This window comes from Nonomuraea sp. GTA35, from assembly GCF_041950525.1.
Classification (GTDB): Bacteria; Actinomycetota; Actinomycetes; order Streptosporangiales; family Streptosporangiaceae; genus Nonomuraea.
Genome location: NZ_JBGNUV010000007.1, coordinates 96,061 through 118,904, shown reverse-complemented (window position 1 = coordinate 118,904; position 22,844 = coordinate 96,061). Strand labels below are relative to the sequence as shown.

Here is a 22,844-nt window from a genome sequence, read left to right as displayed (position 1 = left end):
TCAGTTTGACACCCTTCACGCGAAACCCCGCCTTGAGGACGTACTCCCGCCTGGGCGGCCGGCCTGGACAGGCCCTCCAGAAGAACCGGTCGCCTACGGGCCGAGCGACCGTCGCGCAGACCTGAGAGCGGGGCGCGCCGACGGCCGGCGCGGTCTGTTGCAGGCGCGGCTCAAAGGCATGGCGAAGCTGCTGGAGCATGACGGGCAGGCCGACTTGCCCAAGATCGAGGCTCCGCATCTCGCCATGCTGGCGCATTGGAGCGCTGACCTGATCCAGGCCGAGTGGATCCGGTGCGAGGACGACTGCCGCTTGCTGGGCATGCAATTGGCCGTGGCTGAGAACGCCGCGCACGGGTTGCGCCTGCGCTGCGAGATCACCGGGCAGGACCTGGCGACGGCCCGGCGCGCGGGCGCGCCGGATCGGGCTCCCACCACGATCGCCATGGGAACGGCGCCTCCGGCCCACCGGACCGGCGTTCTCCTGCCCGCTGTCGTCCTGGCCAAATGGAGCCTCCCGGCGACCAGTGCGTCGTACTCGCTCGCCTCCGCCATCACCTCGGCCTCCCACGCCTCCCCCCAGGCGTTCTTGTCAGGTCGGAGAGGAGGGCGGGGATGAGGCGTTCCTCCATGACCGCGCGCCCTACTGCAGCCATCCGGCCGGCAAGAGCCGGGTCCCACGGACTGACCGCCGGGCTGCCGGTGAGCGGGGTGGATTCGCCCAGCTCCAGCCCGGCGGAGTAGTCGGCCGCCCCCATCCGCCACGGAACCGCGCCGTGCCGCAGCCGGGCGGAGGCGAGGATGCGCAGCCCGGTCCAGTCGAAGTCGGCGCGCCAGCGCGGCCGGGAGCAACCCGTGAGCAGCTTGTGGCACGCCGCCGAGGGGATCCCCTCGGTGCAGACCAGGGCGGCCGACGCCGTGCCGAGTTCGGCGGCGGCGGCGCGGAGGACCGCGGGGTTCTCGCAGACGTAGATCTCCTCGACATCAGGCACGATCTCGTACTCCACCTGCTGCTGGAGGGTGAGCCGGAACGGGATGCCGTGCGCGGCGGCGTCGTTGAGCCAGCGCGACACGACGGTGCCGCCGCGGGTCCTGAGATTGAGCACGAGCACCTGGCTGGCCAGGTCGTCGAGGATCACCCCGGCCGACTCCCACAGCTCGCGCGGCGCGAGCTCCCCGGGCGTGCGCAGGGCGAGCGCGCGCAGCACCAGCGTGGCCAGCGGGCTGCCGCGGCCGAGTGCCTTGGTGTCGCCCGTGGTGGCCTCGGCCAGCACCGGAAGCGGGACGAAGGATGCGGGAAGCAGGTCGAGCACGGCGCACGCCTGGCGGATCAGGTGGCCGTCGCCGCGCCTGATCAGCCGGGTGAGGGTGCCGTCGGCGCTCATCGCGGCCAGCCAGCCGGAGAACCAGGGGGTTCCCGCATGCCGTGAGGGGGTGGCCAGCAGGTCCTTCCTGGCCGCCTCTTCGGCGGCGCGTTCCGCCGCCCTGTCCCTGATCCGGCCGCCCAGCGCCTGGAGCAACCCGCCGGGGACCGCGGCGTCGAGCTCGGCCAGCGACACGGTGAGCCGTTTGACGCCTTCCGGGCGGTAGATCCCGGTGATGCCGATGATGGCGCGCCGCTCATCGTCGGTGGGCGCGTTCAGCCCGATGGAGCCTTCCAGCACTCCTCCGGTGCGCTCCAGGCGACGGCGGGCGGCCGCCAGGAGGCGGCCGGGGAGGTCAGCCAACGGGCACCCGCCGCACTCCGGGGGAGCCGAGCGCGACGGTCAGCTCGCCGGCGTCGTCGGCCAGCAGCTCGGCGCCGTCCCACACCAGCAGCAGAGCGCTGACCGTATGCTCGACGGGCGAGTGGGCCAGGTCGTAGTGGGCCGCGGCGGGCACTGCCGCGTGCGTGGCCCACAGGTCGTAGCCCGTCATGAACAGGTCGAGATCGAACTGGGCGGCCAGGCCCATCAGCTCGCTGCGCCCGGTGTCGTCGACACCGGCGAACGCCTCGTCCAGCGCGAGCAGCCGCGGAGCGTCGGGTCTGGCCGAGTTGAGCATGGCGTGGGCGGCGGCGAACAGGGGCAGGTGCAGTGAAACCGACTGCTCGCCTCCGGACAGGCGGCTGTGCTTGGCGCGGGTGAGCCGCTCTTCCGCGCCGCCGGGCCGTACGAGCTGGAAGGTGAACTGCCGCCAGCGGCGGTAGTCGAGAACCTTGGTGAGCAGTTCGCGGTAGGGCAGCTCGCGCTCACGCGCCCTGGCGTTCTTGATCTGGGTGGCGAAGTGGGCGCGCATCCGGCTCAGCTCGTCGGGACCGAGCCTGGCCGCGTCGGCGTCGAGCAGCCCGCAGACCGCCCGCTGCTCCTCCTCCAGGTTGTCGGCGAGCTGCCAGCTCACCCCGACCGTGGTGCCGGAGGACATCTTGCGCGAACGCATCTCGGTGTTCATCCGCCTGATCAGGTCCCGGGCATCGACCGTGCGGTCGTGAATCTGCTGAGCCAGACGGGTGAGCAGCGCATCCTCCAGGATGCGCTGCTCGGAGTCGCTGAGCAGCTGCTGCTGGTCGCGGCGGGCCTCGGTCATCTTCGCGGCGAAGGCGCCCACCGGCAGCAGGCCGTCCTCGTCGGCGACCCTGACCACGATCACTCCGTCGGCTCCGTCCCACTCCGGGCGATAGTCCTGCCCGGCGGCGGTGAGCTGCGCCTGCAAGTCGTCCAGAGCCTTGGTCAGGCGGGTGGTCGACTGCTTGAGCGAGATCTCCGTCGGTGTCAGGTCGCGGGTCACGGACAGGATCGCCTCGTGCACGACGCGCACCGCCTCAGGCAGTTGTTCTCCCCCCCAAGGCTGCGCCCCACCACCGTGCTCGCCCAGCCAGTCGGCCTCCTGCGCGGGCCAGGTCAGGCCCGGCGGGCACTTGAGCACGTCGAGCAGCTCGCGCTGGGCGAAGGGTGCGAGCCCTCTGGCCGTCTGGCGCTCTTCACCCACCGCCACCTGCAGGGATTGCTGTGCCGCCGCCAGCCGGGCGCGGGCCGTGGCGGTCTCGGTGAGCGCCGTCCGCTCGGCGTTCCTGGCCGACTCGACCGTTCTGGACGCGGCGACGATGCCGCCTTCCGCCGCCTCGATCTCGGCCAGCACCTGGCGCGCCTCCGCGCCCATGGTCTGCTGGAGGACTTCCAGCTTGGCGGCCTCCTCGGTGTGCCGCAGCCGCGCCGTCGCAGCGCTCCGCTCAGCGGCCGCCTCGTCGTCGGCCGCCGACTCCAGCCGCTCGGTGGCATCCCCGACGGCCTCGCGCTGCCGCGCCTCCTCGCGCCACCGGCCGGACAGCGCGGACGCCGTGCTCTCGAAGCGCCGCAGGGCCTGCGCCACCTCCTCGACCCGCTCGGGGGCGAGCGCGTGCTCGGCGCCGGCCCTGCGCAGGGCACGCTCGGTCACGCCGCACGCCGCCACGGCCGCGTCATAGCCGCTCTGCGCCGCGTCGGCGTTCTCCCTGCTGGCCCGCAGGCGGCCGGCTGCCCCCTGGTGCTCGTGCAGGGCGGCCGCGATCGGTCCGGTCCTGGGCAGCGCGGCGCGCGCCGCGTCGATGGCCTCCAGCGCCGACTCGGCGCCTGCCCGCTGCCGGTCGAAACCCGTGATGGTGTCGCTCAGCTCAGCCAGCTTGGCGTCACACTCCGCGAGACGTACGGCACGGCGGCGCGCCCGGGCTGTGGCTCCGACATATTCGGCATGCTCCTTGTGATGGGCGCCGACCTGGACACCCTGCGCGAACCGCCCGTCGGCGGTGATCGCCGGACTCTGCCCGCCGAGCGAGACGGAACGCAGGATCGCGGTGATCCGCTCGGGGGAGACCGGCGTGCCCTCCTCGGGAACCAGCAACTCGGCAAGGCTGGGCGTGACCGGGCCGCCGGGCTCCAGGTAGCCCTCGGAATCCCCGGCCGTCACGCTCACGGGGGCCGGCGTCACCCACGCGTCGAGCAGGTTGGCCGCCTCCAGCGCCGCCTCGACCGCCGCCGCCTGCTCGGGCGGCACCTGATCGGCGAACCTGACCAGCCGCCACAGCGGTGCACCCGCCCGGGCCTCGCGCGAAGCCGTACGAGCTGCGAAGGGCGGCGGCGCGTCATCGTGCTCCGCCGCGATCCGCGCCCGCTCGGCGCCCACCTGGGCACGCTCGGCCTCGGCAGCGGACCGCTCCGCGCGCAGCCGCGCGAGGGTGTCACGCAGATCCTGGACGGCAGCCGCCGTCAGACCCGCGAAGACCGTGTCAAGGCCGGGCGCATCCGGCTCACCCACCAGATCGAGCGCCGCCTCCAGGGGGGCGACGTCGAAGCCGTGGTGCTCGGCCCAGGAGGCGAGCTGCTCCTTGGCGTGATCTCGTGCCCCGGCCACCGCCTGCGCCGCCTCGGCCTCGGCGGCCTCCGCCCTGGCGAGCGCGGTCATGGCCTGATCGAGCGTCACCTTGGCCAGGTCGCGTGCCTGCTCGGCCTTCTGCGCCGTGGCGAGTGCCTCCCGGACCGCCCGCAGATCGTCGGTCCTGGCGGCGACCCTGCCGCCCACCCGATCGGCGAAGCCGCTGCTCTCGGCGTCGGCCGGACTCCAGGCGATCCCGGCGGCGGCTGCCTCGGCCGCCAGGTCGGCCGAGGTGCGGGAGACCGCCGCCGCCAGCTCGGCCAGCTCGCGCTGGGCCGAGGACAGCTGGACGCGGGCCTTCTGCGTGGTGGCGGCCCGGCGTTCCAGCTCGGTGACGGCGGTGGCGGCCGTCTCCGCGCAGGTCCTGACCAGCCGCTCGAGGTCGGCGAGCTGCTCGACGGCCTGGTAGGCGGCGCTGCTCTTGAGCTGCTCCAGACGGGCGCGCAGGCCGGCCAGCGCCTCATCGGCCGCCACCATGGCCGCCTCGGCCTCCGCCTGCTCCCGCTCGGCCGCGGTCAGCGCGCGTGTGGCGGTCTCGAGCGCTCCCTGGTGAGTCGCGACGTCGTCGCGGCGGCGGGTCAGCGCGTCGGCCGCCCAGCGTGAGTGCGTGCGCAGGTAGGTGGTGTAGCTGGACAGGAACGCCTGCGTCGCCTCGTCGGCGGCGACCAACCCCTCCAGGGTCCGCGCCACGCTCTCCATGTCGTCGAACGAGCGGGACGCCTCGGCGATCAGTTCGTCGTCGATGGGACGCAACCCGTCGGTGAGGGTGTCGGACAGCTTGCCCGGGTCGAGGTTCTTGGCCAGCTGCGGGCGGCGCAGCGTGAGGATCAGCGTGATCAGCTGCTCGTAGCGCTCTCTGCCCAGGCCGAACAGCCGCTGGTCGATCGCGTGCCGGTAGTCGGTCGGTGAGGCGGTGAGCGCGTGCTCGCCCAGCTCCTCGACGAGCTGCTTCCTGGTCATCGGCCGGTCGTCGGGTGTGAGCAGCGAGAAGTCCTCGCCGACGCGGCCCTCGGCGACGAAGTGCCAGCGCACCGGGGCGTCGCGGTGGCGCTGGGCGTGCAGGCCGATGCCCACGGTGACGGCCTGGCCGGTGTCGCGGTGGCGCAGCTCGAGCCAGACGTAGCCGAGCGCGGTGTCCTGCCCGCGGAAGAGCAGGTTGGACTTCATCGTCCGGTCCTCGGAGGCGAACGGGTTGAGCCGTTTGGGGTCGATCCGCCCGTCGAGCACGAACGGGAAGAGCACCTCCAGCGCCTTGGTCTTGCCGGAGCCGTTGGGGCCGCGCAGGATCAGCCAGCCGTTCGCGAAGGCGAACTCCTCATCCCGGTAGTCCCACAGGTTGATGATCCCGGCCCGGGTGGGCACGTAGCGCGTCACGTCTTTTCCTTGGCGGCTCGTGGCTTGATCTCGGCGGTCGTGGCCCGGTAGCGGGCCAGCAGAGGGAGTGCGAGCACGCCGCCCTCGACGCGGGCGACGAGCCCGAGCGCCGACAGCAGCCGTAGAGCCTCACGCAGTAGCCGGTCGGGGTCGCCGCGCCAGGCGACGGCGAAGGCGGAGCCATAGGTGCTCATGAGCTCCTTCATCGCGCCCTTCAGCCACGCGTCGGTGAGGAACGGGTAGAGCGCGCCCTCGGCGGGCTCGGGCTCGGGCTCGGTGCCAGGCTCCTCTACGGTGAGCTCGGCCACCACGCCTCGGAGTGGCAGACCCGCGTCGATCCTCGCGGCACCGGCCTGAGTGCGCTCGGCCGCGGTCGGCGCGGGCATCGTCGGCAGCTTTCCCTCCGCGACCTGCGCGGCGATGCGCGTGGACAGGAGCAGCGCGGCCTGGGAGGGTGTTCCGCCGCTGGGGAAGCGGATGTCGGACAGGCGGCCCGAGGTATCGATCAGGGCCAAGCCCTCCGCGCGGCGCTCCACCGCCTGCCCGGTGAGCCGCTCGAGGTCCTCGGCCAGGCCGGGGTGGCGCAGCTGGCCGCGCAGCGACTCGCTCACGTCGGCGTAGTAGACGACAGGGCGCTCGAGCACCAGCCGCCTGGCCCTGCGCGCGGCGGCCTCGCGGACGCGGTGCACGCCCTGCACGAGGCCGCGATCGGTCTCCAGCAGCCCGGTCACCGAGCCCAGATGCTGCAGCACCCGGCTCGGCCGGTAGATCGCGAAGACGACCTCGCGGTCGATGTCATAGAGCGCCTCGGCCCCGTCAGGACTGCTGGCCCAGTCGGCGGCGGAGCCGTCGGCCAGCGCCAGCGCGCCGCGCTCGGTCAGCCAGGTCACCGCGTCGACGAAGGCGTCTCTGTCGGGTTTGCGCTCGGTGTCGAGTCCCAGGCCGTCGATCCTGGTCGCGTCGGCGGCGACGGCCTCGGCCAGCTCGCTGAGCGCGATCTGGGTGCCTGATCGGCCCAGAGCCGCCAGCGTGAGCACCAGGTAGGCGTATCTGCGCCGGTCGAAAGGCCGGTCGGTCCTGGTCACGGCCGGACGGGTGAGATCGAGATCGTCCTGCACCCGCAGCAGCCGCGCGGTGTTGGCCGTGGTCACCAGGCGGTAGCCGAGCAACTCGTGCAGGTCGGAGCGCAGCTGGGCGGCCCACCGGCGGACCAGCGGCAGCGCCGCCCTGTTCGGATGGACCTCGGTGATCAGCGGATGGGCCAGCAGCAGCCGAACCGCCCGCTGGTAGTCGGCCAGCTCGAGCGGGCTCACGTGCTCAGCGACACTCACCTCGACACCTCCAGCCGCATGCCGTTCAGGTGCAGGCGCCCGCGTACGGTCCGTACGGTGGTGGAGCCGTCGCAGGGGTGCAGCGTCAGTCGTACGCCATGGGCGGAGGAGCCCGCGGTGACCCGGCGGCTGGTCGCCACCCGGGCGCTGAGCGCATGATCGAGCAGGCTCAGCAGGGTGACGGTCTCAGGCTCGTCGAGCACCCGCTCGTAGACGCCGTCTCCGGCCAGTGAGGCGGCCGCGTCGCGCCGCTGCCTGGCCAGCTTGAGCTGCTCGGTGCGCAGCCACTGCCGCTGGGCGTCGTTGCGCTCGATCCTGGCGGTGGCTCCGGACATGCGCGGCTCCCTGCCCGCCTCGACCAGCCCTCTGGCCAGGCGCACAGGCTCCGCGTCCCACCAGGACCGCCGCGCCGGGACCAGTTCGGGATCCTCGTGCGTGACCGACAGGTGCCGCGGGCCGCCCAGATCGAAGATGGCCTGGAACAGGCCGTGCGCCGCGTCGTCGTCGGGGCACGAGGTGAACCACTGCGCCAGGTGCCGCAGCTGGCTCTCCCTGCTCACTCCGCCTCTGCGCGCCTCGGTCACCCGGCGCAGCAGCGCGAGCACGTTGGCGATCGCGGTGACGGTCGCGCTCTGCAGCCGCTCGGCCTCGCTGTGCGGGCCGTCGCCGAACCAGTGGGTCAGGCCGGCCCAGCGCTGCCGCCAGTCATCCTCCCGCTCGCCGGGCGTACGGAACAGCCGGTCGTCGGCTGCGGCCGCGTGCGCGACCAGCCGGTCCACTCCGGTATCCGCCACCTCATGAACGGCTCGCGCCAGGCGGGGCGTGAACCTGGCCAGCTCGGCGGTGAACTCGCGCATATGGGTGAGCAACGAGTCCTTGTGCGACAGGAACACCTCTGGCCTGGTGTCGTTCGTGCGGGCCAGGTCGCCCAGCATCAGATAGAAGCGGGCGGCCCGCTGCGCCATGTCGCCGAGGACCTGGTCCAGGCGGCTGAGCTTGCGGTAGACCTCGTCGCCGTCGCCGCTCCTGTTGGCCTCGGCCAGCGCCTCCAGGTCGGCCAGGATGTCGGGGAAGATCAGCCTGGACAGCTGGGCGTCCCCCAGCCTGGCCCCGAGCACCTCCTCAACCGCGCGATAAGCGCGATAACCCGCCTGCGTGAACTGGTAGATGTAGTGCCTGTTGCGGTATTCGGCCAGGTTGGCCGCCCTGGTGCCGTCGTAACTGCGGTCGAGCAGCTGCCAGTCGTTCAGTGAGTCGAGCAGCGGCTGCACATCGCCCACCTCTGGGGCGCCGAGCTCGTCAAGCAGATCGCGTACGCCGGAGGCGTGCAGCAGCACCTGGTAGTTGGCCCGCCCGCGGTCGAAGGCACGTAGCACCCACAGGTATTCCAGGCGCTTCTCCGCCGCGGCGAAGTGGAACAGCCGCATCCGGTCATCGAGCGTGAACGCGTCGATCCCGAACGCGCCAGGTGCGTCTTCGAGGTTCACAGATCTCATCCGGCTCTCAGAGGTTCTCGAGTCTCAACCAGCATGGCGTACACGACCGACAACTCCGCACATCGCTTCAGGGAGACGCGGCGCTCAGGTCGCACAGCGCGCCCAGAACGTGCAGGGCCGCGCCGCGGCTCAGTCCGTCGTGGTGGCGTTCGTTGCGACGCGTACGCAGGCAGCCGTAGCAGGAGGTCTCGGCGCCGCAGTCGCACGAGGCGACCCGCCGCAGCGCCGCCTCGACGACCACGTCGAGCGCAGCGGCCACGCGCAGCGCAGCGCCGGCCCCGCCGGGCACCGTGTCGAAGAGGACCAGCCCGATGCGCCCGTCGGCGCCGGGGTTGACCGCACCGTCGAGGTCGTTCCTGCTGATCTCCATCCCGTCGGCCGCCCCTTCGAGCAGGGCGTACAGGGAGGAACGCCAGTGAGCGGCGGAGATCAGGTCTGGTCGCGGACTCGGCGGCATTGAGCTCAGCGCGTCGAAGCGCAGCTCGGCCAGGTCGGTCTCGAAGCTGTGAGCCAGGGACCGCCAGCGCAGCGGCCCCTGGCACTCGCCCTGACGCAGCGGGTTGACGTGCGATTTGGCCGTCTTGCCCCGGTTCGGCGTGCCCCAGCCGCACCAGTCGCAGATCAGGAAGCCGCTTCCGGCCGGTCCTTCCGACAGCATGACCAGCCGTCCGCGCGACCCCGACCGGCACCACACCGACGCCCCGCCGGCGGAGGTCCACCGGCCCTCTGTCAGTTCCTCGCCGAGGGAGACGATGTGGGTGGAGCCGTGCCAGGCGCTCCTCGGCGGCGCCGTCCCCGGTTTCGCGGTCCGGTGATCGGCGACGAAGCCGAACTCGGGCACGTAGTACTGGCGCGGCGCGCCCTCGCCAACGCTGCCGCACGCCGGGCAGGCCGTCTCCAGCGTCTCGTCGCCCTCGCGGTAGTGCTGGCAGATACGGCAGACCGCGTAGGTGCGGCTGATCAGCTCCCGCCCCGGCAGCCGGTAGACACCTGCGGAGCGCCAGAGCACGCCGCCCGCCACCACCTCGGAACCCGGGGCGTACTCGTAGATCGCCGTGGACAGGTCCCGGCTCAGCTCCAGCCTGGCGCCCACCTGGCTGTCGCAGTGCGCGGTACGCAGCTCGACGCTGTCGACGGGGAAGCCGTACTTGGGCAGCACGTTCCTGTTGGCGAGGTAACCGATCAGCGATCGGCGGGTCAGCGTGTTGACCGTTCGCTCGTAACGGGCGGCCAGATCGCTGCGGCGCTTGTCGAAGGCCTCCCTCCTGCGTTCCTCGAAGGCCTCGATGTCCGCCGCGAGCTCCAGCCGTACCTGCTCGAGGAGGTCTGCGAGGTCGCGCACCCACGCGCCCGAGCCGACCCCGATCTGCGCCTGCACGGGCGCGGGCAGCACCCGGCGCAGCGAGTGCAGCACCCCGTCGGGCACCGGCGTGAGAAAGGCCTCGACCTGCGCGCTCGCACCGGACAGGAAGAAGTCGCCCGCCGTCTTCCACACCGCCCCCGAGGTCTCCTTGGCGTGCCGGAAGAAGGCGGCCAGCGCCACGGAGTGCGCGTGCCGCCGGTCGATGCGGTCGTTGCCGAGCGGCACGTACGGCGCGCGCACCCGCCCGGCGATCATCGCCTCCGGCTCCTGATAGCGGGACAGATCGTGCGAGCGCCGCTGGGCGTAGGTCAGCACCAGCGCCGCCGAGCCGGTGCGCCGCCCTGCTCGCCCGGCCCGCTGGATGTAGTTGGCGGTGGTCGGCGGCATGTTGCGCAGCATGACCGCCTGCAGCTCGCCCACGTCGACGCCCAGCTCGAAGGTGGTCGAGCAGGACAGGACGTTGACTTCGCCGCGCAGGAACCGCTGCTGGATGTCGGCGGCCTCCAGCCCGGTCCACTGGGCGGTGTGCTCCCGGGCCAGCAGCGGCACCGGCGCCATGGACCGGTACAGCACCCGATGGTGATCGTCGAGATCGGGTTCCGCCGGCGCCAGAGTGCCCGCGCAGCCGAGCGTCGGGCAGACCCCGCGCACGGTGACGGCGCTGATCCTGCGGCACAGGCCACACCGGTGGATCGCCCCGGCCGCCGACAGCTTCAGCCAGGTGTGATCGAGCTGGAAGACCTGGCCGAGCCTGGGCAGAGCCGCCGAGCTCAGCCAGCCGTCGCGCAGCGAGGTGAGCAGCCTCCAGCAGCCGTCGAGGATCTCCCGCGCGTCCGCCTCGGACCCGAGCACGGCCAGCACCCTGCGGAGGTAGTCGAGCCGGCGGTTGACACCCCGCGTCGGCAGCCAGCTGAGCACCTTCAGCCTGGCCTCGGCGCCGTCACCGCGCACGTAGATCGGACCACGGCGGGGATCGAACAGCTCGTCGCGCGGATCGACCTCCTCCGGCATGGTCAGCGCGCCCTGCCGGCGCAGCGAGCGGGCCAGCTCGCCCAGCAGCGACCAGCATTCCTCCGGGCTCAGCCCCAGCTCCAGCAAGGGTGCGGGCAGCCGCCAGCCCGGCTCCCTGTCGAGCTCGACCCGCAGCAACCCGAGCCCCTCCAGCGACTGGCGCTCGTCGATGGCCACCAGTTCGCGCATCACCCACAGCGCCACCGTGCGCCGCCGCTGCTGGCGCGAGGCGCGGCGCTCGAACACGCCCGCGTCCCCGGCCGCCCCGACCACCTCGTCCACCAGGTCGTCGACGGTGGCGTCGTCGTCGCGGCGTACGGCGCGGCCCAGACCGTCGAGGATCAGCTTGCGCTGCTGGATCTGGGCATGACTCGACTCCAGGTAGGGAGCGAAGTAGGCGGCGGCCTGACGACTGTCGCTGAAGGTCAGCAGCTTGCGCCCGCCGCCCGGCCGGTCCTCCTGCTCCGGCATGGGCGGCAGCGCCTGGTAGAGCGTGGTGGCCAGGACCGCGGCCGCGGCCTCGTTACCGCTCTCGAACAGGCGGATCATCCCGGCGCCGCGCGCCCCGCAGGCCAGGCAGCCGCTGGGCGAGCTGGCCTTCGTTTTCAGCCGGCGTACCGGACGCAGCGCGCCATCGGCGCAGCAGGGGCTCTGCGCGGTCGCGTGGAGGGCGCCGCACCTGCCGCACAGGAAGGCGTCCTGCGCCTCGGTCTCCGGCCCCTCCTCCAGGGTCTCGTCGTCCTCGTCGGCCAGCTCGGGCGTGTCGCCGAGCAGCAGCCAGACCCTGGACTCCATCCCGCTCACCCTGGGGGTGAACCGCAGGCCGGCCGGCTCGACCGCGCCCATCAGATGGACCGCGCCACAGCGCTTGCACGCGCCGAACTCGAAGACGGCACTGGAGCAGGCAGGACAGCTCTCATGACGGCCGAGCGCGACGTGCGGGCCGGTCAGGCAGGTGAAGGCGCCCTCGGTGGCCCGGGCGAACAGGTGATAGCGAGCCGACAGCACCGGACTGCCCGCGCCGTCGGTGATCCGCGCGCCCACCGCCACCAGCGCGGCCAGCGCCTCGTCCGGCTCCTCCTGCCCTTCGAAGATCAGCCTCGCCAGTTCGGTGACGGGCTTCGGTCCGGCCGCGAGGCTGGCGCGAAGGGTGGCCATCGCGTGCTCGTGGGCGAGAGCCGAGCCCGCGTGCGACATCCCGGAGCGGCGGACCAGCTCGGCCGCCGGATCCTCGCTCACGGCCAGCTTGCGGTAGTCGACCGCGGTGAGCGGCCCCCAGAACGGCCCGGACGGCATCTCCACCCGGGTGGCGGTCACCAGATCGGCATCGTCGAACGGCGCGTCGAACAGCCGCGCGGCGAAATCCAGAACTGCTGGACCCTCGTCACCGACCGTGGCGCTGGTCGCGATGGCCTGCAGCCTGCGCCCGGGCGCCACCCGGTCACGCAACCGGCGCAGCAGCATCCCGAGCTCCTCGGCCCTGGCGCCGTCGTACACGTGCGCCTCGTCCAGCACCACGAACCGCCACCGCTCGGCGTGCTCGAAGAGCTCCAGGTCGTCGGGGCGGAGCAGCAGGTACTCCAGCATCGCGTAGTTGGTGAGCAGCAGATGCGGGGGAGCAGCCCGCATCTCCTCGCGGCTGAGCAACTCGTTGGGCAGCCGGGGCCGGCCGGGGTTGAGCTCCTCGAACAGCGCGGCACCCTGCTGGGCCCGCTCAGGGGTGTCGCCCGTGTAGCGGCCGAAAGTGATCCGCGGCGCGGCGGCGAGCAGCTCGCGCAGCCGTTTGAGCTGGTCGTTGGCGAGCGCGTTCATCGGGTAGAGCATCAGCGCCCGCACTCCTGGCGGCGGATCGCCCTCGGCGGTCAGCGCGGACAGGATCGGCAGGAGGAAGCTCTCCGTCTTGCCCGAGCCGGTGCCGGTCGCCACCACCAGGTTCCGGCCCGCCGCCGCCTTGCGCAGCGCCTGCTCCTGGTGCAGATAGAGCGGCCGGTCCAGTGGGAGCGTCCTGCTGCCGAGCGCGGCGAAGGCGGGATCGAGCACCCCCTGGCCGATCAGCTCGTGCAAGGTCGCGCCCGTCCGATAAGGCGGGGTGGCTTCGAGCAGGGGCCCCTTGGTCAGCAGCGGGCTGGCCTCGATCTGCTCCGCGAGCGCCTCGGCGATCGCGGGCTCGCGCACGGGCAGCAGAGAGCGCAGGTACCGGCGGTAGGTGCCGGCGATGAGCGCGCTGGTGGCGAGGGGATCCATGGGTCAATCGTTGCAGAGCCAAGGATCTGACGTGACTCCCAGCGGAGAGGACATTGTCGCCAGAGTGATATTTCGTACCCTGAGAGTGATTTCACCGTGCGCCAGCACGGTGTCCCGCAGGCGTACGAGCGGATAATCGCCGCGGGCGTGCGCGGTCAGCTCCTGTACGGCGCGGCCACCCGCGATCACCTCGATGGGCGGGTTCGCCAGGCCTGGCAGGTCCAGTCGCAGCCACCGGTGCTCCGGCGTCAGACGGGGCGGCGCCGTGTGCCACTGCCGGTCCACGCGTACCCGCATGTGCGGTGGCCGCACGGTGAGCGCCAGCGTGCGACCGGACGCCACGCAGGTGAGCGCGCGCGTCGTTTGCGCGGCGGTCAGAGTGAGCGCCTGCGGCGTCGCCGTCAGCCCGGGACCGGTGTGGAAGGACACGTCAGCCGGAGCCAGCCCGTCTCCCTCGAACAGCCGGATCGGCGGGTCGTAACGGACCCGCAGCCCTTCGGCGATGGTGACGGTGTGCCGTCCGGGCCGGCCGTCCGCATCCGAGATCGTCACGGTGAAGGTTCCGAGCAAGGGCCTGGGCAGGAGAGCCCACGGGTCGGCGGGGTCGGCCCGCTGTACCGTCTCGCCGACATGTCCGACCGTGACTCGCCAGTCTCCCCGCGGCAGCCACAGGGCAGGCGGTCCGGCCAGTATCGCGGAGCCGTCCGGTGCGCTGACACCGCCGAGGGCCTCCCCCGGCAGCAGCCGTGGCCCGGCCCTGCCCCGCACCGGCCTCCTGCGGCTGTCGGCCCCGGATGAGGCCGCGGCCAGCCAGCTCCCGCCCTCCAGTGAGATCAGCGCCAGCCGCCAGTGTTCCCAGCCGAAGGGCAGCATGCCCTCGGCGATCGTGCGCAGCGGGCCATCGGAGGTCAGCACGCCATCGCGGCGATGAGCGACCCAGACCGGACCGGGCGGCAGGTCTCCGGTCAACTCGCGGCCGTCCTCGGCGAAGACGAGCAGGTCCTCCCCCTCCGGCCCGGAAATACCCCCGCCGAACGGGTCGAGCAGGCGCCGGGGCGGCTCGGGCACCGGTCGTCCGGCATGCAGCATGATCGACTGAGCGGCGGTGGCCTCACGCGGCAGCCCGAAGACGTCCAGCGCGGCCAGGAACGCCCTGCCCCAGCCGGCCGCGTTGCCGCGGCGTCTGGTGGCCGCCCTCCAGCGGGGCCAGAACGCCTCGCCGGCCGCCGCCATGCGGGTGAGCGAGATCGCCACGCAGGCGGGCCAGCGGACGGCGACCTCCTCGTGGCCGTAGACGTGGCCGAGCGCTTCAGCCGCTGCCGTCGCCATCTCCTCGGGAACGTCGGTCTCCGACACCAGCGACACTTGGCGCAGGTGCGCGGCCCACTGCCGTTCGAGCAGGTCGAGAAGGGAGATGAACGGCATCACAGGCGTGCCGGCACCCAGTGGGTCCGGTAAGCGCGCTCCAAGCCTCGATCTCCGGTCTTGGAGAAGCGCAGCGGGACGGGGGGCATGACCGCCTATCGTAGCCGCGTCGGTGGCGAGGCCCAGCAGTCCGGTCTCAAACGCGCGCGTGCCAGACCCGCATGTCGGCGGAAGACTGGACGACCTCAAGAACGCGGATGGACCGGCGGTTCCCTCCGTCAGGATCGCGTGGGCATGTCGCCTCTGCTGAGGCGTGTGGCTCGGAAGTGGGCATGCGCTTCTCAGGAGGAGCATGGCAGTGCACACGGGCGATCTGGCGGATCTGCCGGAAGGCGGCCGACGTTTCACCGGCGGCATGGAGCGGTTCCACGTGGCGTGCTCGATCCGGTCGGCGCGGACGTCGTTGGCCAGATCGTAGCCGCGTAGGCTTCGCCCCAAACTCTACGGACTTTCATCCGAGGGTCGTTTGATCTGGGCCGTCACGACTTGGGATGTCGAACAGCAGGGTGGCCGCGGTGATGATGGGTCGGACGGCGTTGAGGATGAGGGTGCGTTGGGCTGGGGTGTGGTGCTTGGAGTAGGTGGCGGTTGTTTGGTAGGAGGCGTGGCCGGCGACGAGTTGCATGATGCCGGGGGCGACGCCGCCGTCGCGGAGCATGGTGATCACGGTGTGGCGGAGGGCGTGTGGGGTGATGTGCTTGGCCAGGCCGCGTTCGCGGCCAGGGTGAGTGCTGGTTGGAGGGTGCGGTTGCGCTGGTTGTTTTGTAGTCGATGTAGCTGCCGGTACGGCTCTGGAAGAGTGGCTGGTCGGCGTGGCTTCCCTCTGCGCGCCGGGTAAGTAGGGCTGCGAGGTCTGGACTGATGGGGACGATGCGCTGTTTCTTGCCCTTGGGGTAGGGCTTGATCTGCCATCGGCGGTGGCCGGTGGTCTCGTCGAGCAGGTAGGCGTAGGTCTGGAGGACGTGGAGTTGATGGCCTGCCGGGTCGAGGTGGGTGACGTGGAGGCCGGCGGTTTCGCCCCAGCGGAGGCCGGTGGCCATTTCGGTGATGATGAACAGGGCGGTGTCGGGATCGATGTCGTGCACGGCTGTGAGGTGGAGAGCGACTTCGGGGCCGTAGGGCACGGCTCGGGGGCTGACCGGTGCGGTCGGCAGGCGGAAGCCGGTGCAGGGGGAGGAGGTGAGCAGCGGCGGCTCGCCGTCTTCGCCTTGGTGGAGGGCTGCCTGGAAGACGGGTTTGATCGCTCCCCGGTACACCTTCGCCACTGTGGCGGCCGACAGCGTCCCTGCGTCCGGCGGTGCAGGACAGGGTGAACCTGCTGCTAGCCACTGGCGCAGCACCTCGGGGGAGATGCGGCCGGTCGTCTTCACGGCGATGTCGTTCGCTCGTGCCCATCGTCGTGCGGCTTCTTCGTCGGACAGAGGTGTGCGGCGTTGGTGCTGGTTGCTGGCGGAGGGCTTGGTGAGCATCCATTCGACCCATTCCCGTAGCACGGGGCGGGTGACCTGGTCGAGTGGCAGATGTCCGAAGCGGGGGAAGACGTGGCGCTCGGCATGTCAGGGTCGTGTGTGGGGTAGTAGCTGGGGTCTTCGATGCCGTGGCAGCCTTTGGGGGTATCCGTGGGGGCGGTTCTCGCCGCTGAGTGTGACCAGGGAGGCGAAGTCGTCGGCGGTCTGGCGGTCGTAGCAGGTCTCGAAGTTTCCTTGGTGTTCCTGCCGCCGATGCGCCATTTGACCAGCCAGGATTTCGCGCCGTTCTTGACCGTGCGTTCGATGATTCTCGCCACCCGTGCCCCCGTTGACGTGCTGTTGGCATGGTGACTGACGCAGGGGATGGCGCGTGGCAGTGACGCGCGGGGATGATCAAACGTGGACTGCCGCATGGCGAGATGCGGGAACATCGGGGGGACATGATCTTGTAGAGATCGTTAAGAGCGCGCTGGCATCATCCGAAGCAGGCTCTTGACCTGTGGTGATGTCGGTAGGGCGGGTGGGACTTGAACCCACGACCCACGGATTATGAGAATCCTCGGTTGATGTCGCTCAGTGTCACCGAGTGCTGTTTTGTATCGTCGTGACCAGGATTATCCCCGTCGTCGTGTCGGTCTGTGCCGACGCGTGCCGTGCTGTAACGCGTGCACGCGAGCAACCACCGAGCAACCATGGGTTCTTGACTGTCGTCATTATGTGCCGTTTGCCCCCTTTGGGAAGGCTGTGTGTTATTGGTGTGATCTACGGCGTCGCGTCTGGAAAGCCGTCTTGACCTGCGGTAATGCGGTCGCGTTGAAAGTCTCGGGTCAAGGTTGCGTCAGGCCATGGATGCGGGTCCCGGACCTGCGCCGGGCTCCTGATCGCCACGACAGAACTCGGCCCTGCGGCTGGGTCGTTCAGAGACTCTTTCCAGGGTCGGCGGGGCGGGTGGGAGAGGTGCTGGGCGCGCTGGTGCGGCGCAGGCGGGCCTCGGCGGAACGGCGGGCTGCCAGCTCGCGGATCTCTTGGGGTGGGTCGCGGTCATCGATGATGACCAGCATCTCGTCGTCGGCGAGGTGGGTTCGGGCCTTCCAGCCGAGTCGGCTGCCGGCCGTCCGTGCGGCTCGTCGGACTTCGGCCGCATCCCCCAGCTCGATCACCGCGTCGCGGGTGAGAACGAGCTGGCCGTAGAAGCCGCGGTACCCCGGCTTGAGACGGGCAGGCATCATCGCCTTGATCTGGTCGACGAGCTTGGTGAAACGGCGTTCGGCCAGTTCGTCCTTCCGGCTTGGCATGCTGACCACCTCCCGGTGGACACGGCCCGGAGTGTCCTCTTCCACAGCAGGCCGCACCGGCGAACAGTGACTGGGAGACCGTGCTCCAGCTCGGCGCCGCGCTGCCGCCGGTGGCCTCCGTGGCGCTCCGCTCGTGCGCGACGCGGATCGAGGGCCTAGTGCAGAACTCGGCCCCCATCGTGACCGGCCGGCTGCGCAGGCGCCTGCACGCGGCCCAGAAGCGGAGCAGGCGCCGGCTGCGCGAGCACCGCGACCGCTGGGACGACCTGGCTCACCGCTGCGCGTTGCAGCCTGACATCACCCAGCCGGAGCGGGACGTCCTCGCAGGCCTCCTCGCCGGCCAGGCGGCGGAATCCACATCCACCGCGCTCGCCACCATCGGCGGGCCCTACCCGGTGATCCTGCGGGAATTGCACGGCCACCACCCGGGCGGGCTGGAACGCCGCTTCACCGGCCTGTGCGGGGAGACACCGCAAGACCCGGTGGAGGAAGGGAATAGTTCGACCTCTTCGACGACCCTGGTCGGTTGGGCAGGTGATCACTGGCCCGAGCCGATGGCGCGGATCAGGTGCATCAGGGTGTGCTGTCCCAGCAGAGTGATCTTCTCCGACTTGCCCTTATCGAACGCCTGGTAGACGTCCTCCGGCTTCATCTGGGGATTCTCCCGGTACAGGTCACCGATCAGTTTCCGGACGACCCTGACGATGTCGTTCGGAACCTGGCTCCCTGGATACGACTTGTTGATTTCACGGCCCACCTTCGGGTTGTTGGTCACGATGTTGAAGTAGGGCGCCGGCTCGGGGTGGGGCATGAGACCTCCAATCGCGGGTCATCCCGAAGGTAGGAACGCGCCCGCCGCAGGTCCACGAACAGTCGCGGGCGGGAACATGACGGCGGCGCGCAGGAAGCCGCCGTCTTCCGTAGCCGGACCTGGGCGGCGGGTGATCGCGGTCTCTAGGCTGATGCCCCGGCCTCCGGCGATCGCGGTGGCCGTCGGAGAAGGGTCCGCTGCCACTGGTGGTCGTCCACGTCGCGGTCGTCGATCCCCTGCCCATGTACCGGCAGGGGGTCGCCTCCGTCCTGTCCGCCGCCGGGCACGCCGTGGACACCCCTGCCGACGTCCTGGCATGGGTGCGCCACGGCCCGCACAGGGTGGTGCTGCTGACGCTCGAGTCCGAGCAGGACTGGGACCTGCTCCGCCGGTTACGTGACGCGGACGGGACGCACGCCGTCATCGCGCTGGTCGGGGAGGACTCCGCCGTCCTCGGCGTGCGGGCGGTGCGGACCGGCGCCCGGTCGGTGCTGCCGCGCGGGGTCACGCCGGGAACGCTCCGGCGCACGGTGGAGGCGACGCTCGACGGGCAGGCGGTGCTGCCGGCGGACGTGGCCGCCGCGCTCGCCTCCGGCGCGCACTCCACCGGCGAAGGCGCCGCCGCGCCGGAGCCACAGCAGCTGTCGTGGCTGCGCCAGCTCGCGGACGGGGTGACGGTCGCGCAGCTGGCCAGGCGGGCGGGGTACTCCGAGCGGGCGATGTTTCGGTTGCTGCAGGAGCTCTACCGGGACATGGGCGTGCGCACGCGGATCCAGGCGATCGTCCGGGCGCAGGAGGAGGGCTGGCTGCGAGCCGGGCCGGAGCCGCTCACACGAGAGGTTGCGCGGCCGAGAGGATCTCGATGACCGGCCGCAGCCGGCCCGGGCGGCCGGCGCACCGGTCGAGCCGCTCCAGCAGGCGTCTGAAGTGCGTGTCCAGGTTCGGCGTGGGCAGGGTGGCGCGGGCGCGGGCCTGCTCGAACGCGCCGATGGCGTCCTTGAGCGGAGCGTCGGTGTTCAGGAGGAGGCCGCACAGGGCGAAGCCCTGATAGTCCAGCGCCATGACGTCCTGCGGGTCGTCCCGGAGGCGGCGGGCCGTCTCGTCGCGCAGGTCCTCGAAGATCTGGGACGCGTCCCTGCCACCGTCCGGCTCGCCCAGGGCCAGCGCGACCAGCCCGCGCAGCGCCTGGACGACGAGCGCCCCGTCCGGACGGTAGCGCAGGGCGCGGATCTGCCGCGCGGCCTCGTCGCGGTCGCCCCTGCCCTTGAGGAGATGTGCCGCGCACAGCACCGTCCTGGCCCTCGGCAGGGCGGTCGGGTCGCCGTACCTGAGGGCCAGTTCGAGCGCCTTGTCCGCCTCGATCCGGGCCTGCTCGTAGTCGCCGCGCAGGAGCCAGATCTCGGCCAGGCCGTTGTGGTAGGCGGTCCGCGTCCACTCCTGGCCGGACTCCTCCTGCTTGCGTCCGGCGAGCGCCACGAGCTCGTCGGCCTCCTTCCGCCTGCCCAGCTCGGTGTTCCAGCGGGCCATCCGCATCGCGAGGACGGAGCTTCTGCCCGTGGCGAAGTCCCGCGCCTCGTCCGTGCCGGGGTATCGGGGGTCATCCGGCCGGCGAAGGGCCTTGCCGGCCAGTTCTAGTGCCGGGTCGTACCGGCCCCAGAAGTGCTCGCAATTGGCCAGGCCCTCCAGGGCGCCCATGCAGACCATCGCCAGGCCGTCGTGCTCGCGGGCCAGCTTCTCGCAGTCGTCCAGGACCAGCTCGTAGTAGATGCGGGCGTGCTGCGCGTTGCCGTTCCACCAGTACGCGCCCGCCAGGTTCGCGCGGATCAGGGTGCGATGGTACAGATCGCCCTGCTGCTCGGCGCGGGCGAGCGCGTCGCCGTACGCCCGCGCCGCCTGCTCGAAGTCGCCCCTGGACGCGTACAGGTCGCCGAGGGCGTTCTCGTTGGCTCTCGCGTCGTCCTCGTCGAGCGGCTGCTTCCTCAGTGCTTCGCGCTGGTCGAGCAGCAGGACGGCTGCGTTCCAGCGGTCGCGCAGCGTTTTGTCGAGGGTCTGCAGCGAGTCGTAGGCCCAGGTGAACCTGCCCGCCCGCATGTACGCTCGTAACTCGGCGAAGTCGTAACGCAGGTCGGCGATGGTGGCCGGGGACTTGACGAAATGCGTCTTCAGCTGGGCGGCGGCCTCGCGGAAGAACTTCGAACGTCCTGCGGCGTCCGGCCGCTCCGCCTGCGGCCGGGTGTCGATGCTCCAGTCGTCGCTTCCGGGGGGCAGGTGGTACTGGCCCGCGGCGGTCCGCCACACGATGCCGGCGTCCGCCAGCGCCTTCAGGGCCGCGCCGACCTTGTCCGGCGGCTTCTGCAGCAGTTCGCACACGTCGGCGGCGTCCACCGGTGTGCCGAACGCGTCCAGCGCCTCCAGGACGCGGCGGCCCAGCGGCCCGACGCTCTCCAGAAGCAGCCCGGCGAGGAACTGCGAGACGTTCGCGGTCTCGCGCAGGGCCGCGCCCAGCTTGCGGGCGTCCCACTCCGGCAGGTCCAGCACCTGGTAGGCCAGCTCCGCGAGGCGCAGGTCGCCCCGGAGCCGCCCGCGGTGCCTGCCGACGGCTCGTTTCAGGCCGCGCCGGTCCTTGTCGATCTCGTTCAGGTACTTGCCGAAGTGCCAGGACGAGAGCGGGCCGACCCGCAGCGCGTGCGAGGCCGGCCGGGTGCGCGGGATCGGCGTCCTCGGCACGACCCGCGTCACGAGCAGGACGGTGACCCGATGCGAGGACGCGTCCGTGGCGATGATGTCGAGCGCCTCGGCCAGCTCGGCGTCGTGGAACTCGCCGGCGGGGTCCAGCAGGTGCTCCACCTGCTCGATGACGATCACGACGGGGGTCGTGCCGAGCGCCTCCAGGCCGGCTTTGAGCCGGTCCAGCGAGGTGGCTCTGAGGTCGAGGGCCTCCCGCGCCTCCGCCTGCTCGCCGAGCAGCTTGCCGAGATCGGCGATCAGGCTGTCTAGGAGCGGCAGCGCGTCGGGGCCCGCCCGGTACGTGCTGATCTCCGGCCCGGCCTCGTCGTGAGCCTTCCGCCACTTCTCCGGCAGCGCCTTCAGCACCTCCGCCACCAGCCGGGACTTGCCGACACCCCGATCGCCGTGGACGACGACGACGTCACCGGGCTCCTTGACGAGCTTCTGCATGAGCCGGCCGCGTTCCTTGTCGCGGTTGTGCCATTTGGGCTGAGCCGCCTCGTCACGCCCGGCCGGGACGCCCTCCCCGATCACCCGCCCCGCGCTCACCCTGCGGCGCCGTCCGAGCGGAACCCTGACGGGCGACCGGGCCTTCCTTGCGCCCCGCCATCCGACCACTAGCGCGATGATCCCCACCGGCAGGCCCAGCGTGCCGCTGATCCAGCTGAAGAGCTCCAGCCAGCCGAGCGGCTTGGCATTGGCCCTGTTCTCGTCCTGCCACCAGACCGCCAGGAACGTCAGACCGACGACCGTGACCACGAAACCGGCGAACCATACGCCCCTGACCATCCATCGCTTACCTCTGGGGCTCACCTCTTCATCATCACGTCAGCCCCTACTGTCGAAAAAGTCAGGATGATGCCACCGCATTGGTCGCATTCGCGCCATTCATCTCCGTGGACCGGGGTAGCGGGTCAGGCGTCCCGCATGCGGTTCTCGTGCGGGAACGGCTCGTCCGGGACCGGCAGGTCGAGCGCCGCGCACAACGGCTCCCACCCGTCGGCCGGCTCCCACTCCAGCAGCCGGCCCGCCGGCACGGCGGCGCGAACCTCGGCGAGGTGCCGCTCGTAGGCGGCGATCACCCGGTCGCGGTCGCGCGGGTCGCCGAACGCGCGCCCGAACAGCGCCCGCATCACCTCCTCCAGAGCCCCCTGCTGCCCGTCGGCCTGCAACGGCGGCCGGCCGCCCGCCGGGCTCCCGCCCATCAGGTGCCGGGCGCCCGGCAGCACCGTCCCGTCCATGCTCCGGTACCAGCGCCCGGCGCTACCCCGCCGGGACAGCAGCACCAGCGCGTCCGGGTAGGCCGCCGACAGCTCCCGCCAGAACCACGACACCGGCCAGTCCACCCCCGCCGCGTAACCCGCGCAGGAACCGGTCCCAGTCCGGCAGGTCACCCGCGCAGGCGTCACGCCAGATCGGGGCGTCGCCGGGGCGGGCGAACAGCTCCTCCATGTGGTAGCAGGGCGCGCCGAGCAGTCGGCGCAACGCCTTGCGCAACGACGTCGTGTACCGCGTCAAAATGCAGCCACGACGGCTCTGACCTTTGGTTTGACGAGATTCGTACCTGCGGACAAGATCGCGTCTTGTGCTTTTCCGCCTGCTCTATCTGCTCGCGCTTCGGGTGTTCGGCTGGCTGATGTTGCTGGGCCGCGGCCAGGCGTCGAAGGACGTTGAGATCATGGTGTTGCGTCATGAGGTGGCGGTGCTGCGGCGCCAGGTCGGGCGCCCGAAGCCGGACTGGGCCGATCGGGCCGTTCTCGCGGCGCTGGCCCGATGGTTACCGGCGGTGCTGCGCGCTCATCGTCTGGTCACCCCGGCGACGTTGCTGGCGTGGCATCGTCGCCTCGTGCGACGGGCCTGGACCTACCCGCATCGGCCTGGGCGTCCAGGAACGACTCCGGAGCTTCGGAACTGA

General features: G+C 71.5%; 15 protein-coding genes and 1 pseudogene. 4 read left to right on the top strand and 12 right to left on the bottom strand.

The features are described from left to right. Positions 1-178 precede the first annotated feature (178 nt). Entirely contained in the window at positions 179-616 is a 438-nt protein-coding gene (locus ACBJ32_RS29920) for a hypothetical protein (protein WP_375129518.1), read from the top strand. On the opposite strand, the gene ACBJ32_RS29915 is transcribed toward ACBJ32_RS29920, so the two are convergent. The 7 genes from ACBJ32_RS29915 to ACBJ32_RS29885 all read right to left on the bottom strand — a co-directional run bounded on the left by ACBJ32_RS29915 (position 552) and on the right by ACBJ32_RS29885 (position 15,600). Then, a complete protein-coding gene (locus tag ACBJ32_RS29915) occupies positions 552-1,724 on the bottom strand; it encodes a TIGR02679 family protein (protein ID WP_375129517.1) in 1,173 nt (390 codons plus the stop codon). The genes ACBJ32_RS29920 and ACBJ32_RS29915 overlap by 65 nt on opposite strands. Then, positions 1,717-5,757 carry a TIGR02680 family protein gene (locus ACBJ32_RS29910; protein WP_375129516.1) on the bottom strand — a complete coding sequence of 1,347 codons (4,041 nt, stop codon included), beginning with the start codon at positions 5,755-5,757 and terminating at the stop codon, positions 1,717-1,719. Before ACBJ32_RS29910 ends, ACBJ32_RS29915 begins: the two co-directional genes overlap by 8 nt. Further along, on the bottom strand, positions 5,754-7,088 hold the full coding sequence (locus ACBJ32_RS29905; RefSeq protein ID WP_375129515.1) for a TIGR02678 family protein: 1,335 nt from the start codon (positions 7,086-7,088) through the stop codon (positions 5,754-5,756). The genes ACBJ32_RS29910 and ACBJ32_RS29905 overlap by 4 nt, the downstream gene beginning before the upstream one ends. Beyond that, entirely contained in the window at positions 7,085-8,575 is a 1,491-nt protein-coding gene (locus tag ACBJ32_RS29900) for a TIGR02677 family protein (protein ID WP_375129514.1), read from the bottom strand. Before ACBJ32_RS29900 ends, ACBJ32_RS29905 begins: the two co-directional genes overlap by 4 nt. Positions 8,576-8,651: 76 nt before the next feature. After that, positions 8,652-13,202, bottom strand: a complete 4,551-nt coding sequence (locus ACBJ32_RS29895; RefSeq protein ID WP_375129513.1) for a DEAD/DEAH box helicase — start codon at positions 13,200-13,202, stop codon at positions 8,652-8,654. Between the two features lie 3 nt (positions 13,203-13,205). Beyond that, on the bottom strand, positions 13,206-14,627 hold the full coding sequence (locus ACBJ32_RS29890; RefSeq protein WP_375129512.1) for a hypothetical protein: 1,422 nt from the start codon (positions 14,625-14,627) through the stop codon (positions 13,206-13,208). A gap of 451 nt (positions 14,628-15,078) precedes the next feature. Beyond that, positions 15,079-15,600, bottom strand: a complete 522-nt coding sequence (locus ACBJ32_RS29885) for a tyrosine-type recombinase/integrase (RefSeq protein WP_375129859.1) — start codon at positions 15,598-15,600, stop codon at positions 15,079-15,081. Between the two features lie 646 nt (positions 15,601-16,246). Here ACBJ32_RS29885 and ACBJ32_RS29880 point away from each other — a divergent pair. Next, positions 16,247-16,447: a hypothetical protein gene (locus ACBJ32_RS29880; RefSeq protein ID WP_375129511.1), complete on the top strand. Its 201-nt coding sequence runs from the start codon at positions 16,247-16,249 to the stop codon at positions 16,445-16,447. A gap of 566 nt (positions 16,448-17,013) precedes the next feature. On the opposite strand, the gene ACBJ32_RS29875 is transcribed toward ACBJ32_RS29880, so the two are convergent. Further along, positions 17,014-17,436 (bottom strand): hypothetical protein, encoded by a 423-nt coding sequence (locus tag ACBJ32_RS29875; protein WP_375129510.1) that lies wholly within the window; start codon positions 17,434-17,436, stop codon positions 17,014-17,016. A gap of 493 nt (positions 17,437-17,929) precedes the next feature. Continuing rightward, a complete protein-coding gene (locus ACBJ32_RS29870) occupies positions 17,930-18,202 on the bottom strand; it encodes a hypothetical protein (RefSeq protein WP_375129509.1) in 273 nt (90 codons plus the stop codon). 206 nt (positions 18,203-18,408) lie between these two features. Here ACBJ32_RS29870 and ACBJ32_RS29865 point away from each other — a divergent pair, with 206 nt between their 5' ends. Continuing rightward, entirely contained in the window at positions 18,409-19,068 is a 660-nt protein-coding gene (locus ACBJ32_RS29865; RefSeq protein WP_080039483.1) for a response regulator transcription factor, read from the top strand. Here ACBJ32_RS29865 and ACBJ32_RS29860 read toward each other — a convergent pair. The 3 genes and pseudogenes from ACBJ32_RS29860 to ACBJ32_RS29850 all read right to left on the bottom strand — a co-directional run. Further along, entirely contained in the window at positions 19,031-21,718 is a 2,688-nt protein-coding gene (locus ACBJ32_RS29860) for an AAA family ATPase (protein WP_375129508.1), read from the bottom strand. The genes ACBJ32_RS29865 and ACBJ32_RS29860 overlap by 38 nt on opposite strands. A gap of 125 nt (positions 21,719-21,843) precedes the next feature. Continuing rightward, on the bottom strand, positions 21,844-22,323 hold the full coding sequence (locus ACBJ32_RS29855; RefSeq protein ID WP_375129507.1) for a sulfotransferase family protein: 480 nt from the start codon (positions 22,321-22,323) through the stop codon (positions 21,844-21,846). Beyond that, positions 22,310-22,426: pseudogene (locus ACBJ32_RS29850) on the bottom strand (sulfotransferase); the annotation flags it as partial. The gene ACBJ32_RS29855 and the pseudogene ACBJ32_RS29850, both read right to left, overlap by 14 nt. A gap of 88 nt (positions 22,427-22,514) precedes the next feature. Between ACBJ32_RS29850 and ACBJ32_RS29845 the strand changes: the two are divergent. Next, a complete protein-coding gene (locus ACBJ32_RS29845; protein ID WP_375129506.1) occupies positions 22,515-22,844 on the top strand; it encodes a hypothetical protein in 330 nt (109 codons plus the stop codon).